Annotated in this window: 8 protein-coding genes; 6 read left to right on the top strand and 2 right to left on the bottom strand. The window is 59.2% G+C overall.

What is annotated here, in order from left to right; translation table 11 throughout:
* Positions 1–62 precede the first annotated feature (62 nt).
* A complete protein-coding gene (gene purL, locus THISIDRAFT_RS13640) occupies positions 63–3,977 on the top strand; it encodes a phosphoribosylformylglycinamidine synthase (protein WP_006787962.1) in 3,915 nt (1,304 codons plus the stop codon).
* A gap of 92 nt (positions 3,978–4,069) precedes the next feature.
* A complete protein-coding gene (locus THISIDRAFT_RS13645) occupies positions 4,070–5,980 on the top strand; it encodes a methyl-accepting chemotaxis protein (RefSeq protein ID WP_006787961.1) in 1,911 nt (636 codons plus the stop codon).
* Between the two features lie 426 nt (positions 5,981–6,406).
* On the opposite strand, the gene murJ is transcribed toward THISIDRAFT_RS13645, so the two are convergent.
* Both murJ and THISIDRAFT_RS13655 read right to left on the bottom strand, forming a co-directional pair.
* Entirely contained in the window at positions 6,407–7,981 is a 1,575-nt protein-coding gene (gene murJ / locus THISIDRAFT_RS13650; protein WP_006787960.1) for a murein biosynthesis integral membrane protein MurJ, read from the bottom strand.
* A 13-nt stretch (positions 7,982–7,994) separates the two neighbouring features.
* Positions 7,995–9,533, bottom strand: a complete 1,539-nt coding sequence (locus THISIDRAFT_RS13655) for an alpha/beta hydrolase (RefSeq protein ID WP_006787959.1) — start codon at positions 9,531–9,533, stop codon at positions 7,995–7,997.
* Between the two features lie 657 nt (positions 9,534–10,190).
* On the opposite strand from THISIDRAFT_RS13655, the gene lgt reads away from it, so the two are divergent.
* From lgt to smc, 4 genes are read left to right on the top strand one after another with little or no spacing between them, the layout of a single operon-like run.
* Positions 10,191–11,006, top strand: a complete 816-nt coding sequence (lgt, locus tag THISIDRAFT_RS13660; RefSeq protein ID WP_006788538.1) for a prolipoprotein diacylglyceryl transferase — start codon at positions 10,191–10,193, stop codon at positions 11,004–11,006.
* 2 nt (positions 11,007–11,008) lie between these two features.
* Complete coding sequence (locus THISIDRAFT_RS13665; RefSeq protein WP_006788539.1) at positions 11,009–11,842, top strand: thymidylate synthase; 834 nt, start codon at positions 11,009–11,011, stop codon at positions 11,840–11,842.
* A 48-nt stretch (positions 11,843–11,890) separates the two neighbouring features.
* Positions 11,891–12,421 carry a dihydrofolate reductase gene (locus THISIDRAFT_RS13670; RefSeq protein ID WP_006788540.1) on the top strand — a complete coding sequence of 177 codons (531 nt, stop codon included), beginning with the start codon at positions 11,891–11,893 and terminating at the stop codon, positions 12,419–12,421.
* Between the two features lie 12 nt (positions 12,422–12,433).
* Complete coding sequence (smc, locus tag THISIDRAFT_RS13675) at positions 12,434–15,967, top strand: chromosome segregation protein SMC (RefSeq protein WP_006788541.1); 3,534 nt, start codon at positions 12,434–12,436, stop codon at positions 15,965–15,967.
* Positions 15,968–16,131 lie beyond the last annotated feature (164 nt).

Raw genomic sequence — 16,131 nt, forward strand, 5'->3', positions numbered from 1 at the left:
CGCAGTGGATTTTGGCATTTAACCGGTGAGCGCATGAGGCGCTTGCCCCAACGAGGTCATCCATGCTGATCTTTTCAGGCAGTGGCGCATTGTCTGCTTTTCGTGCAGCGCGTTTGTTGCAGCGCGTGCAGGCCGTAGCACCGGACGTTGTGGCCCTCAACGCCCGTTTTGAGCATTTTGTCGAACTGAGCGCGGGGGTGTCTGCGCTGTCTCAGGAGGCCACTGCGCGCCTGGAGCAGTTATTGCACTATGGCGGCCAACCCGCCACCTTGCCCGCACAGGGTCCGTATTTTCTCGTGGTGCCACGGCTGGGCACGGTGTCGCCGTGGTCCAGCAAGGCCACCGAAATTGCCCATCATTGCGGCCTGGTCGGTAGCGTGGCGCGCCTTGAGCGCGGTATCGCCTACCGGCTCAGCGGCGCAGCCGATGTGTCCGCCCAACAGTGGCAGGCCATCGCGGCCTGTCTGCATGATCGCATGACCCAAAGCGTTTTGCCGGACGTGGCACAGGCCGAGGGTCTGTTTACTCACCATCAACCCCGTCCGCTGACCACCATTGCCTTGGGCGAGCAGCCCCGCCAGGCTCTGCACCAGGCCAATCAGGACATGGGGCTGGCGTTGTCTGCCGATGAAATCGAGTATCTGGCGCAGGCGTATGAAACCCTGGGGCGTGATCCCACGGATGTGGAATTGATGATGTTTGCCCAGGCCAACTCGGAGCACTGCCGCCACAAGATCTTTAATGCCGACTGGATTATCGACGGCCAGGCCCAGAGCCGCTCCTTGTTTGACATGATTCGCCACACCCACCATTGTCATCCCGCGGGGATTTTGTCGGCCTACAAAGACAATGCGGCGGTGATTGAGGGGCATCATGGCTATCGCTTCATGCCGGAGGCCGATGGGGTATATCGCCAGCAGGCGCTGGATCTGCCGATTTTGATGAAGGTGGAAACGCATAACCATCCCACGGCTATCTCCCCCTTTCCGGGGGCGGCCACCGGTGCTGGCGGTGAGATTCGCGACGAGGGCGCGACCGGACGGGGTTCCAAGCCCAAGGCCGGGCTGACCGGGTTTGCGGTGTCGAATCTGCGCATCCCCGACTTTGTTCACGCCTGGGAAACGGTGGATTATGGCCGTCCGGCACGCATCGAAAGCGCCCTGGAGATCATGCTGGCGGGTCCCATTGGGGCCGCAGCCTTTAATAATGAGTTTGGCCGTCCAGCCCTGGCGGGCTATTTTCGCACTTATGAAGCCCTGGTGCCGGGGGCCTTTGGCAGCCAATTACGCGGCTATCACAAGCCGATCATGATTGCCGGTGGGCTGGGCAGTCTGCGCGCTGAACATGTCGACAAGCAGGCTTTACCGCCGGGGACGCCCATTGTAGTGCTGGGTGGCCCGGCGATGTTGATCGGTCTGGGCGGCGGTGCGGCCTCGTCGATGGCCAGCGGCAGCAGTGCCGAAGCGCTGGATTTTGCCTCGGTGCAACGCGGTAATCCGGAGATGCAGCGCCGCTGTCAGGAGGTCATTGATCGCTGCTGTACGCTGGGGGCGGATAATCCCATTTTGTCGATTCATGATGTGGGCGCCGGAGGGCTGTCCAACGCGGTGCCGGAGATCATTCATGACGCCCGACGCGGTGGCTGCATACAGCTGCGCGATATTCCCAGCGATGAGCCGGGGCTGTCACCGATGGAGTTGTGGTGCAACGAGGCGCAAGAGCGTTATGTACTGGCCATTGCCCACGATAAACTGGAACGGTTCAGCGCCATGTGCGCGCGGGAACGCGCCCCCTTTGCGGTCATCGGCACAGTGAGCGAGGAGCAGGTGTTGCACCTTAGCGATGATCTGTTTGCCAATCGCCCGGTGGATTTGCCGATGGAGGTTTTATTTGGCAAACCGCCGAAAATGCTGCGCGAGGTGCAGCATCAGACCTTCAGCAAGCCGGGATTTAACACGCAGGCCATTGAGGTTGCCGAGGCGGTGCAGCGGGTGTTGTCTTTGCCCAGTGTGGCTGCCAAGACCTTTTTGATCACCATCGGCGATCGCAGCATCACGGGCCTGGTGGCGCGTGATCAGATGGTCGGCCCGTGGCAGGTGCCGGTGGCGGATGTGGCCGTGACCCTGACCGATTATTGGCACTATAGCGGCGAGGCCATGGCGATGGGCGAGCGTCACCCCATTGCCCTGGTGCATCCGGCGGCCTCCGGACGCATGGCCATTGGCGAGGCGCTGACCAATCTGGCCGCAGCGCCAATCAACACGCTGAGCCGGGTGAGTTTATCCGCCAACTGGATGGCCGCCGCCGGTCATCCGGGTGAGGATGCCGCCTTGTTTGATACGGTGCGCGCCGTCGCCGAGGAACTTTGTCCCCGGCTGGGGATTGCCATCCCGGTAGGCAAGGATTCGCTGTCGATGAAAACCGTGTGGACGGTGGATGAGGACAGCCGCGAAATGACCGCGCCGGTTTCGCTGGTGGTGTCCGCCTTTGCGCCGGTGGCTGAAGTGCGCCACACGCTTACGCCACAACTGCGCACCGATTGTGGCGATACCGACCTGATCCTGATTGATCTGGGCAAGGGGCGTAACCGCATTGCCGCCTCGGCACTGACGCAGGTTTATAACGAAGTGGGCCATTATCCGCCCGATCTGGATGATCCCGACATGCTCAAACGCAGTCTGGAAGCCCTGTGGGAGCTGAACCGTGAGGGCCTGGTGCTGGCCTATCACGACCGCTCTGATGGCGGTCTGCTGGCCTGTGTCTGTGAAATGGCCTTTGCCGGGCATTGCGGGCTGGATATTCATTTAGACGATCTGGGCAATGATCCCATTGCCGCATTGTTTAGCGAAGAGCTGGGCATGGTCTTGCAGGTCCGCCATAGCGACACCGAAGAGGTGCTGGCCCTGTTGCGTGAAGCCGATCTGAGCCATCACAGCCACGTCATCGGCACCTTAAATGAGACCCAGCGCCTGAGCTTTTTCATCGGTCACAGCGTGTTTTACAGCGCCGAACGCAAAAGCCTGCAGCGGCTGTGGGCGCAGACCAGCTACCAGATGCAGCGCCTGCGCGATGATCCGCGCTGCGCGCAAGAAGCCTTTGACGCCCTGGATGAAAACGACGATCCTGGCCTGTCCCCGGTGTTAAGCTTCGATCCGCAAGAAGACATCACCTTGCCGTGGATTCTCAAAGCCCGCAAGCCATCGGTGGCGATTTTGCGCGAACAGGGGGTCAACGGGCAGATTGAGATGGCGGCGGCGTTTGCACGGGCCGGATTTGAGCCGGTGGATGTCCATATGAGCGATGTGCTCAGCGGCCGCGTGGATCTGGCCCACTATCGCGGTCTGGCGGTATGCGGTGGCTTTTCCTATGGGGATGTGCTGGGTGCCGGTGGGGGCTGGGCCAAGTCGATTCTGCTCAACCCGCAACTGCGCGAGATGTTCAGCCGCTACTTTGCCCGCCCGGACACCTTCAGCCTCGGTGTGTGCAATGGCTGTCAGATGCTCTCCCAGCTGCACACCCTGATTCCGGGTACGGATCACTGGCCGCGCTTTGTCGCCAATCGCAGCGAGCAGTTCGAGGCACGCCTGTCGATGGTCGAAATTCTGGAAAGTCCGTCGGTGCTGTTGCGCGGCATGGAAGGCTCCAAACTGCCCGTGGCGGTGGCACATGGCGAAGGGCGGGCTGAATTTGCCCAGCCTGAAGATGCCGCCCATGCCCTGGCGCAACATCTGGTCAGCCTGCGTTATGTCAATCACGGCGGCGAACCCACGCAACACTACCCGGCCAATCCTAACGGCTCGCCTTTGGGCATTACCGGCCTGTGCAGTCGTGACGGGCGCGTCACCATCATGATGCCCCATCCCGAGCGGGTATTTCGCACAGTGCAATATTCCTGGCATCCGCCGCAGTGGGGCGATGATGGCCCGTGGCTGCGCCTGTTTCGCAATGCCCGCAACTGGCTGAAAAAAACCGGCTGAGCGGCAAGACACGATTGACCTCACGCAAAACCGCAAATCCGCCGCATATCATGCTGTGCAGGGACGCGCAATTTGATGGGTAAACTCCAGCAATGCTGAATAAAATGCGCCTATTGGGGAAAATCAGTCTGGGATTGGGTCTATTTGTGCTGGGTGCAGGTCTGTTGACGGTGCTTAACCTCAGCAGCCTCAACACCATCATAAGCCAGGCAGAACAGCGCGAACTACAGGCCTTGGCCCAGGACATCCGCCATCGGATGCATGGCCAGCTGCGCACCGGGGAAATGCTGGCTTACAGCATTGCCCAGCAGCCGAGGGTTCAAGCTGCTTTTGCGGCCGGTGACCGGCAGGCGCTGAGCGATATGCTGCTGCCGGTCTTTACGCAGCTGCAACAGCGTTTTGGCTTAGAGCAGTTTCAGTTTCACACCCCGCCCGCCACCTCCTTTCTACGCTTGCACATGCCAACCCGCTTTGGCGATGATCTATCTTCCTTTCGCGCCACCGTGGTCAAAGCCAATCAGGAACAACGCACCATCACCGGTCTGGAAGTGGGCGTCGCCGGTCTGGGGATGCGTAGTGTGGTGCCGGTGTACGATCAACAGGGGCAGCACTTGGGGAGCGTGGAGTTTGGCTTGGCGTTGGGGCAGGATTTTTTTAGCCAATTTGCAACCGAGCGCGGCGTAGATGCCGCCTTGCACTTAATCACCGCCCAAGAGATACACACCTTCGCCACCTCGGCACATGCCCAACCCCTGCTCGATCCACCTCGACTGCGGCGGGCATTGCACGGCGAGGAGCAATTCATTCAGGAGCAGATCAACGGGCAGGCGCTGGCGGTGTATGTGATGCCGGTGCATGATTTTTCTGGCCAGGCCATTGGCGTCATTGAACTGGCCAAAGATCGCAGCCATTACATCACCACCCTGCAGCAGGTGCGCAATTCCGCCATTACCGTCACCGTGGGGCTGCTGGCCTTTGGTATCCTGCTCACCTTCATGATGGTGAAAAATATTCAGCAGCGTACCCAGAAACTGGCGCGGAACATGCGCGAAATTGCTGCAGGCGATTTACGCATCCCCATCCAGGACAGCCAAGCTGACGAGATCGCCGATCTAGCCCAGGTTGCCGATACCATGCGCATCCAGTTACACCAACTGGTTGCCAGGCTTATGGAACACGCCAAAGCCCTGGATGATTCCGCGCAGTCCATCGCCACCGCCATCAAAGACCAGGCAGCCACCTCCACTCAGACCTCCTCATCCATTGCCGAAATCACCGCAACCATGGAGCAGTTGTCAGCCTCCTCTTCACAGGTAGCGGAACATGCTGGCGTCTTGGCCAAAATCTCCGACAACACCTATCAAAACGCCCAGGACGGTCAGCAGGGGCTGCAGTCAGTCATGGATAAAATGCAGATGATTCAGCAAGACAGCCAAGCCAATCTACACGACATCGTGAGCTTGGGGGTGCGTTCCAACGAAATTGGCAAAATCATGTCCATCATCCATGCCATTGCCGATCAATCCAAACTGATTGCCTTTAATGCCGCCCTGGAGGCTGCAGACACCACCGATTCAGGACGCCGCTTTGGGGTGGTTGCCAGTGAAATTCGCCGCCTGGCGGATAATGTCAGCCAATCTGCCCATGAGATCGAGCAAAAAATTGAACATGTCCAAGAGGCCATTGCCCGCCTGGAAATCAATTCACAGCGCAGCGTTGAAACCATCGGCGCCGGTCTAAGCGCCATGCAGCACAGCGCCACCCACTTTGAAAGCCTGCTGCACAGCGCCCATGAAAGCAACAGCGCTGCACAACAAATTGCCCTGTCTTCACAGCAACAGCGCACCGCCAATACCCAGGTGACGATTGCCTTGCGCGAAATGGTCAGCGCCAGCAAACACACCAGTCAGGCCATTAGTCATATTGCCCAAATCAGTGAAACAATGTCGCATCTGGCCAGCGAGCTTAACGCCCAAGTCAATCACTTTCGGTTAATGCCATAAACGGCAGGGAGCGCCAGCTCCGCACCGGGAACGCACAGCTCCAGCTGCCGCCTCAAAAAACTCCCCTCCTTTTGAAGGAGGGGTGCCCCGTCAGGGGCGGGGTGGTTATGGGTGATTTTGACCCCCTCCCCGCCGGCGGCGGGACTCCCCCTTGGCAGGGGGAGAGTCTTTCTAAGCGGGAGCGCCGAGTTTTACTCGGCTGGTTTTTAATCCATGTTCCGGTTGCCCGACCTGCCGAGTACAACTCGGCGCTCCACGGTTAGAACCAGTGGGTGCCGTCGTGTTGGGCGAGGCCGAGGGTTTGTAGGGCGGTGAGGACTTCCCACTACATTATGCAGGGCTACCGCAAAAAATACCGCCTCCTTTGTGGCCACTGCACAAATCCGTTGCCGGGCGCTTTGAACTGATATCTTGTGACGACACTATCTAATGTGTGGGGGATTCGAGGCGCTGGGGGCTGAATTCGTGCCAGCGCAGGCCAAGCAGCAGCAGGGTGAGTAGATAGCTCAGTGCGCCCAGTCCGATCAGGCCAAACAAGGTGACGACGCGCTGCCAGGCGGGCCAGAGTCCCCACTGTGCCAGTGGCGGGCTGAGCCACCACAGGGCCAAGGCCATCAGCAGACCTGCCAAGGCAACGGCCAGCCCCAGGCGGCGCCAGCCCGGCTGCGGTTGGTAGATCCGATCCCGATAGAGCAACCCTAGCAAAAGCCCGGCGTTGAGCATGGCCGATAATGCGGTGGCTAAGGCCAGTCCGGCGTGTGCGCCGGGAATTTCTAGCCAGACCCACGGCACTACAATGGCAAAATTCAGCGCAATATTGGCCAGCATGGCGATGATGCCGATCTTGACCGGGGTTTTGGTGTCTTGGCGAGAGTAAAAACCGGGGGCCAGTACCTTGATGAAGATAAAGGCGGGCAGGCCCAGCGCATAGGCCATCAGTGAAAGCGCCGCCATCCGGGTATCAAAGGCGGTGAAGGCTTGATATTGAATCAGGCTGGCGAGAATCGGGCCAGCCAGCAGGATCAGGCCCAAGGCCGCCGGGATGGCTATCAGCACCGCCAGCCGCAGTGCCCAGTCCAAGGTACGGCTAAACGCCTTTGGATCATCACTGACATGCTCATGCGACAAGCGCGGCAGAATCACCGTGGCAATGGCAATGCCGAAAATGGCCAGTGGCAGTTCCACAAAGCGGTCGGAAAAATACAGCCAGGAAATGGAGCCCGCCACCAGAAAGGAGGCGATCAGGGTGTCAATCAGCAGATTGATCTGCACCACGGAGGAGCCAAAAATCGCCGGGAGCATCAGGCGCATGATCTTGCGCACCCCGGCATGGGCGCGGCGCAAGCGGGGTCGAGGCAACAGCCCCAGACGTAGCAGAAAGGGGATTTGAAAACCCAGCTGTACCGCCCCGGCGATAAACACCCCCCAGGCCAGGGCCTTGACCGGTTCGCTGAACCAGGGCGCAGCGAATAGCGCCGCGCCAATCAGCGAGAGATTCAAAAACACCGGGGTAAAGGCGGGTACGGCAAAGCGCCCCATGCTATTGAGAATGCCCCCGGCCATCGCGGTCAGGGAGATAAACAACAGATAAGGGAAGGTAATGCGCAGCATCTCAATGGCCAGTTCGCGGCGGCCATCGTCACCGGAAAAGCCCGGCGCAAAGATCATGATCAACACGGGCGCTGCGAGCATCCCCAGCACGGTGATCACAAACAGCACCAGGGTGAGCATCCCGCTGACGTGATCAATCAGATCGCGCAAGGCATTCTGACCATGACGGGTCTTGTACTCGGCAAACACCGGCACAAAGGCTTGCGAGAAGGCCCCTTCGGCAAACAGGCGGCGCAAAAAATTGGGAATGCGAAAAGCCACAAAGAAGGCATCGGTGGCCCCGGTGGCGCCGAAATTGACCGCCAGCACCATATCGCGCACATAGCCAAACAGGCGCGAAATCAGGGTCATCCCGCCGACCACCAAGGTAGCGCGCAAAAGCTGAGCCATCAGAATATGCGCCTTAGCGGGCGACCAGCGGGAAGGTCAGGGCAATTGCCCAGGCAAAGGCCAGCGCATTGGCAAAGGCCCCGACCAGCGGATGATAGCTGCGTCGATAGGCCCAGCGGCTGAACAGGCCATGCACGATGAAAAACGGCACCATCGCCGGGATGATGATGATCAAGAAAAACAGTTCTTCCAGGCTGAGCAGAGTCGCCGCAATCAAGGACAGCACAAACAGCACCTTGGTCAAGGCATAGGCCCCGCGCAAGGTCACCGCGCCTCGGGTAAACCATTCGTCGGCAGCAAAAAACAAAAAAGTGCCGCCGAACAGCACGATCACCAGCCACAGCCGTTCCGGAATCGGCATAAACGAGGCGACAAAGGTATCCATCACCCAGGCCACCGACAAGGTGACATAAGCCCCGGCAGCCAACATCGCGCCTACCAGACGGCGGCGGCTGAACCAGACCCCTTGGCGCAGTTTGCCCGCCCACAACAGACCCAGCCAGGTCAGCGCGCCATACAGCGCAAAATGCAGGAATAAATAATCCCCAATCAGAATGGGCAGCGGCACACTGGGCAAGGGCCACAAGATCAGCGGGGTAAAAATCGCCGGCAGCAGGGCCAGCGGCCAGAACACCCGCCAGCGATCCACGCCACTGCCCAACGGCGTACGCGCAATCTTGGGTAATAAGGTTGCCAAAGGGCGCGCCAGCAGCAACAGCCCCATCAACAGCAGCAGCAGCCACGGCCCGCGCCGGTCGATAAAGCCATCTCCAGGGGTGATGGTCAGCGACTGATTAAGCCAATCCAGCGTTTCCTGCAAAGCGACTGGACTATACAGCACACCAATATGCTCTACGCCATTGGCCAAGGCCAGACGGCGCGCCGTACCTTCAGTAAAATCACCGTAGGTGATACCCGCCTGCACCTGCCCATCAGGGGTGGCATGGGCGACGGCCGCTGCACCCAGATCTTGCAACCCCTGCGGCTCCAGGGCGCCATACACCACTAAAAGATTACGCGGGGCATCATGGCGGCTGTGATCAGAAAAGGGCGAAACCGCGACGGTGGCATTGATCTTCGCAGGGTATTCGCTGGCATAGCGCATCACCGTATCCGAGGCCATCGAATGACCCACCAAGGCCAGCTCACCATTACCCCCCGGCAGCGCTTGCGCAAAGTCCACCACTTCCGTCAAGGCCGCTACCAGCATCTGACTGCGCGCCTCATAATCGGCCAGTTCCCCGGCAATCGGTACGGGATGGCGTCCATGACCGGGAAAATCAAAACTCAGCGCCTGGTAGCCATTGCGCGCCAAGGTCAGGGCAAAGGGCTGCATCAACTGCTGCGAACCGGCAAAACCATGGGCAATGATCACCACCGGGGCCTGCTGTGGAGCAGGCTCAGGCGCAAACAGCGTGATCGGGGTCTGGCCCACGCTAAAATATTCTATGGAAACGGCCTGAAAAGGGCGCAACAACTGCCAGACACTGAGCATTATCAAGACCAGTGCAAGCAGCGTAATCAGGCTAAGGCGGAGATGGCGTCGTTTCATTACACTTCGATTCCAAGGCTGAAGGGGACTGGCCAGCCAGCGGCCAGTACCCGCGCATTATGCCTTAGATTGCCTGCTCCTAAAAACCTAAACAAAGTTGCTTATGCGATTTTTAGGCACTTCGCTCTCCGTTGATAACACCCTTGCGGGCGAGCAACTGGAGTCCTGGTTGAGCAGTCCCAACCGAATGGCCGGTCAACACCGGCAACATGGGCGGTTTCAGCCGTCGAAACCCAGCTTGCGCCATAAAAGTGGCCTCGGCGTTCATCCTGAACAGAGAACAACTTTGCGATTCGACTTCGACCCCGACCATGGAACGCGAAACCTTCGCGCTTGTAGATAACCTATCTACAGTAGGGAATTTTGATGAAGAATGAAGAAAAAATCAAGAACTGTTTTTTGCTCCACGCATCCAAGGATAGCTTGGGCCATACGCCAGACACCGACACCCACCACGGCCATGCAAGCATTGGACAAAGCCTGTCTGAATCAGGCAAAATTTTCGCCACTCAACGGTGCAATCAGTCCAGCGCCGGTGAGTACGGCCTTGCTGGCAGTGTGTCTGTGTTGTTCTCGCGCCGCTGTGTGCGCTAACGCTGACTGGCCGGCGGCCCATCCACTTCTCCTGAGTTGTCAGGCTTTTCTAAGATACATTCTATGTTGACGCATCCGTTTATCGATCCCATTGCTATTGCTGCCGGGCCGGTGCAAATTCACTGGTATGGCATCATGTATGTGGTGGGCTTTCTCGCTTTTTGGTGGTTGGGGTATCGCCGTGCCCAAGCGCCCTTTAGTCCGCTGCCGCCGGAAAAAATCAGCGATCTGTTGTTTTATGGGGTGCTGGGGGTGATTCTGGGCGGGCGCTTGGGCTATGTGCTGTTTTATCAATTTGACGCCTTTTGGCAAGCGCCGTGGATCATTCTGCGCATATGGGAGGGCGGGATGAGCTTCCACGGCGGGCTTTTGGGAGTGCTGCTGGTGGCCTGGGCCTATGCGCGTCATTTACAAATCCCTTTTTTGCGCCTGACGGATTTTGTCGCCCCCTTGATTCCCATCGGTTTGGGTGCCGGGCGTTTGGGCAACTGGATCAACGGCGAGCTATGGGGCAAAACCACAGAGCTTCCCTGGGCGATGATTTTCCCGGCGGCTGACTGGATGCCGCGCCATCCCTCACAGCTTTATCAGGCCGCGCTTGAAGGGCTGGCGCTGTTTGCCATTTTATGGATTTTTTCGCGCCAGCCGCGCCCCTTAGGTGCGGTATCCGGATTATTTTTGCTGGCTTATGGGCTGTTTCGTTTTGTGGTTGAGTTCGTGCGCGAGCCGGATCTGCATCTGGGCTATCTGGCCTGGAACTGGCTTACCTTGGGGCAGTTGCTCACCCTGCCGATGATGCTGGCCGGGGTGGCGCTTTTGTGGTGGGCCTATCACAAAGGCCGCACGCCAACGACCTTACCCTCCTCAAAGGTCGGTTAACCATGAACATTTATCTGGATTTATTGCGTGATGTGCTGGATAAAGGCTGCTTTAAGGCGGATCGTACCGGCACTGGGACTTACAGTGTCTTTGGGCGGCAGATTCGCATGGATCTGGCGCAGGGATTCCCCCTGCTGACCACCAAAAAGGTGCATTTCAAGGCGGTGGTGCATGAGCTGTTGTGGTTTTTGCGCGGGGAGACGCAGGTAGAAACCCTGCAACAGCACGGCGTGCATATCTGGGATGCCTGGGCGGATGAGCATGGTGCGCTGGGGCCGATTTACGGACGGCAATGGCGCGCCTGGCCGACCCCACAGGGGGAGACCATCGATCAACTCGCTGCGGTGCTGCAGCAGATTCGTGAACGCCCCGATTCACGACGCCTCCTGGTCAGTGCCTGGAATGTCGCCGATCTGCCCGATGAACGCTTAAGCCCGCAAGAAAATGTCAAACAGGGGCGCATGGCCTTGGCGCCGTGTCATACGCTGTTTCAGTTTTATGTGGCGGATGGGCGGCTGTCATGTCAGCTGTACCAGCGTAGCGCCGATATTTTTCTGGGAGTGCCCTTTAATATCGCCAGCTACGCGCTGCTGACGCAGATGATGGCCCAGGTCTGCGGCTTAAAAGCCGGGGAGTTTATCCACACCTTCGGCGATCTGCATGTGTATCAAAACCATCTCACCCAGGTCAAAGAACAACTGAGCCGCGAGCCTTTCCCCTTGCCACAGCTGGTGCTCAACCCGGCGGTGGAGGATCTGTTTGCCTTTACATACAGCGATATCAGCTTGCAGCACTATCAGGCACACCCGGCCATCAAAGCGCCGATTGCCGTGTAATGTCAGGCTATTTCATCAAAATTTTGGCGGTCAACGATACCTTTATTTATGCATAACTCCGATGACACACAGGCTCCCCGTATCGCCCTCGTGGTGGCGATGGATTGTCACGGGTTGATTGGTCGGTGTAATCAATTACCCTGGCACTTGCCCAACGATCTGGCGCATTTCAAGCGCCTGACCCTGCACAAGCCGATCATCATGGGCCGCAAGACCTTTGAGTCCATCGGGCGGCCTTTGCCGGAACGCAAAAATATCGTAATTACCCGCCACCCGGAGCGCCACGCTGTGCCTGGGTGTCATTTTGTGTCTTCGATGGCGGCGGCGCTGGGACAGGCAGCCCCGGCCGAGGAGGTGTTTATCATCGGCGGTGCGCAGCTGTATCAAGAGGGCCTGTCGATTGCGCAGCGTATCTATTTGACCCGCATTGCGCATGGCTTTGAAGATGGTGATACCTGGTTTCCGCCGCTGGATGACACCTGGCAGGAAATCGTCTGTGAGCCGCAGCCCGCCGATGAACGCAATCCCTACCCCCACGCCTTTTGCATTCTCGAAAGGTCGCCGTGTGCTACGTCCTAAGCCTGCCTACTGATGCGTCTGAGCAAGATTAAGCTAAGCGGCTTTAAGTCCTTCGTTGATCCGACCACCCTAAGCCTGCCAAGCAATCTGGTCGGCATTGTCGGCCCCAATGGCTGCGGCAAATCCAATACCATTGATGCAGTGCGCTGGGTGATGGGGGAGTCTTCTGCCAAGAATCTGCGCGGCGACTCCATGGAAGATGTCATTTTTAATGGCTCGGCCTCCCGCAAGCCGGTCGGACAGGCCAGCATTGAGCTGATCTTTGACAATAGCGACGGCACCCTCGGCGGGGCCTATGCGCAATACAGTGAGATATCCATTCGCCGTCAGGTCAGCCGCGACGGGCAATCACAGTATTTTTTGAATCATACGCGCTGCCGCCGCCGCGATATTACCGACGTTTTTTTGGGCACCGGACTGGGGCCGCGCAGCTACGCCATCATTGAACAGGGCATGATCTCGCGCCTGATTGAGGCCCGTCCGGAGGAATTGCGGGTGTATCTGGAAGAGGCGGCGGGTATCTCGCGTTACAAAGAACGCCGCCGGGAAACCGAAAACCGGATGCGGCATACCCGCGAAAACCTTGAACGCCTCAATGATGTGCGCGAGGAGGTTGGCAAGCAATTACAGCATTTGCAACGCCAGGCCAGCACCGCCGAACGCTTTACCGTGCTCAAAGAAGAAGAGCGGCGCACCAAGGCGGAACTGCTGGCCTTGCGCCTGCAGGCACTGCAGCATGAGGCCGATGAACGACAGCGCACCTTGCAAAGCGAGCAGACCAAGCAGGATGCCGCACTGGCCCAGCAGCGCCACCTGGAAGCCGAGCAGGAAAAGCAGCGGGCGGCGCTGGTGGAGGCCAACGAGGTCTATACCGACATCCAGGGACGCTACTATGCCGTAGGTACCGAGCTGGCCCGCACCGAGCAAGCGGTGCAACATGCCCGGCAACTGCACGAACAGCAATTGCAGACACAGCAGCAGACCGAGGCGGCCTTGCAGGCGGTTGAGCAGCATCGCAACCAGGATCAGACACGGCTGGAAGCCTTGCAGCAACAGATCACCCAGCTAGACGCCGCCCATGCCCAGGCCCAGGCGGGTATGGAAACACTGCAAGAACATCTGGAAAATGCCCAGGCCGAGATGGATCAATGGCAACACCGCTGGGATGCCTTCAATGAACAGGCCGCTGAACCGGCGCGGGTGGCCCAAGTGGAACGGGCGCGCATGGAACAACTGGAGCGCCAGATTGATCAGGCCAAAAACCGTCTACAGCGTCTGCACGATGAAGGCCAGGCCCTGCACACCGAGGCGGTACAGGCAGAAATCAATGCCCTGCAGGCGCGGGTAGAACAGGCCGCCGAGGCGCAAACGCAGCTGGATGAACAACTGGCAGCGCTGCTCGACAGTCTGGACAATGAACGCCGCCGGGCAACGACCGTCAGTCAGCGCCTGGATGATACCCGCCGTCAGGGACAAGAGGCACGCGGACGTCTGGCGTCCTTGCACACCTTGCAACAGGCTGCTTTGGGGCTGGGCGATGCGCAGCTAACCCCGTGGCTGCAGCGTCATGGCTTAGAAACGGCAAGCCGTCTGGGGCAGCAGATTCGCGTCCCGCCAATGTGGGAAGCCGCGCTGGAGATGGTCCTGGGGCATTATCTGGAATCTTTGTGCGTGACCCAGCTCGACACGCTGCTCGGTGCGCTTGATGATCTGGAACAAGGCAGCCTAAGCGCGGTGGCCAGCACCGCTGAACCGCGCCAGCGCGAATCGCTCAGCGCCCCACCGGCCAGCTTTGAGACCCCTTCCTTGCTCAGCCAGACCCAAGGGCCGGCAGTGCTCGCCACCTGGCTGAATGGGATTTATACGGTGAGCGATGTCCATCAGGCCAAAAAGCTTCGCCCGGCGTTACAACCGGGACAATCCCTGATCACCCCGGATGGTCTGTGGCTTGGCCATGATTGGCTGCGGGTAGCGCGGGGCCACGATGCGCATCGTGGGCTGCTGGCGCGGGAACAACAGATTCAAGCGCTGGAAGCAGAATTGAGCCGCCTGCACGCCGCACAGGAAACGCTGGAAGAAACCCTCGAACAGGCCCGCGCCCAGCAGCAAAGCCTGGAGACCAGCCGCGAACAGCTACAACTCCAGATCAATCAGGCACATCATCAGCTGGCCGGACTCAACAGCCAGCTGCAGCAGCGTCACAGCCGCCTGGAACAAATGCAGCAGCGCCTGCAAAGCCTGAATGATGAGCGCGAGGAACTGCAAGAAAGCCTCAGCGAGGCCCTGGAAAGTCTGCAGGAGGCCACCTACGCCCGCAATGCCGCCGTCACCCAAATGGAAACACTCAGCCATCAGCGCAGCGCCTTGCAAACGCAAAAAGAGCAACTCAGCCAGCGCCTTAGCATGGCGCGCGCCAATACCCAGCAGCACCGCGAGCAGTTCCATCAGCTGGCCTTGCAGCTAGAATCCAGCCGCAGCGCCCATCAGGCCACCGCGCAAAACCTGCAACGCTTGCAGGCCCAGGCCGCACAACTGCAGGCACAGCTTGACCGCCTGAGTGAGCAGCTTAGCGAAGAACACGCGCAGGCCGAACAACTGCAAGCGCAACAACTAGACGAGCTGCTGAGCCAGCATGTCAGCCTGGAACGTAGCCTCAATGAGGCGCGGGCAGCGGTACAAGGGATTGAGGCACAGCTGCGCACCCTGGAACGCCAGCGCACCACTGCCGAAACCGAGGTCGAGACACAGCGCAGCGTCCTTGAGGGCTTGCGCATGGCCTGTCAGGAGATAGCCGTACGCGGCCAGACCCTGCAAGAACAACTGGCCGAAACCGCATTTACCCTGGATACACTCCTGCAAACCTTAGACCCGCAGGCCACCATTGCCGACTGGCAACTCAAGGTGGAACAACTGGGCACCAAAATCCAGCGTCTGGGCGCCATCAATCTGGCCGCGATTGAGGAATATAAAGAGCAAGCCGCACGCAAGACCTATCTGGATGCGCAATATGCAGATTTGCATGAAGCCCTGGAAACCCTGGAAAACGCCATCCAGAAAATCGACCGGGAAACCCGTGCCCGCTTTCGTGACACCTTCGAGCAGGTCAGCCAACGCTTTCAGGAAACCTTCCCGCGTCTGTTTGGCGGCGGCCAGGCACACCTGCAAATGACCGGCGAAGACCTGCTGACCACGGGTGTGGCGGTCATGGTGCGCCCCCCCGGCAAGCGCCTGTCCACCATTCACCTGATGTCTGGCGGTGAAAAAGCCCTGACCGCCGTGGCCCTGGTCTTTGCCATCTTCTCACTCAATCCGGCCCCCTTTTGTATGCTCGATGAAGTCGATGCCCCGCTGGATGAAGCCAATGTCGGGCGTTTTTGCAAGCTGGTGCGCGAAATGTCGGCCCAAGTGCAATTCATCTTCATCACCCACAACAAAGCCACCATGGAACTCGCCGAACAACTCATCGGCGTCACCATGCACGAACCGGGCGTATCACGTCTGGTCACGGTAGACATCAACGAAGCCGCCGACATGGCGCTGGCCTGACACGGAAAAGCGGGTCAACTACCCCGCCCTAAAGGGCGGAGCTTGCCTGCCTGCCGCGACGCAGGCAGGTGAAAGCAAGCTCGGTTGACCAGGGCAAGCGGTGCAAACCCGCTACGTGCATCACAGGTCGTTAAGACCCACTCCGGGATGCTTCCTCAGTCCCG

The sequence above is a fragment of the Thiorhodospira sibirica ATCC 700588 genome, from assembly GCF_000227725.2.
Taxonomy (GTDB): domain Bacteria; phylum Pseudomonadota; class Gammaproteobacteria; order Ectothiorhodospirales; family Ectothiorhodospiraceae; genus Thiorhodospira; species Thiorhodospira sibirica.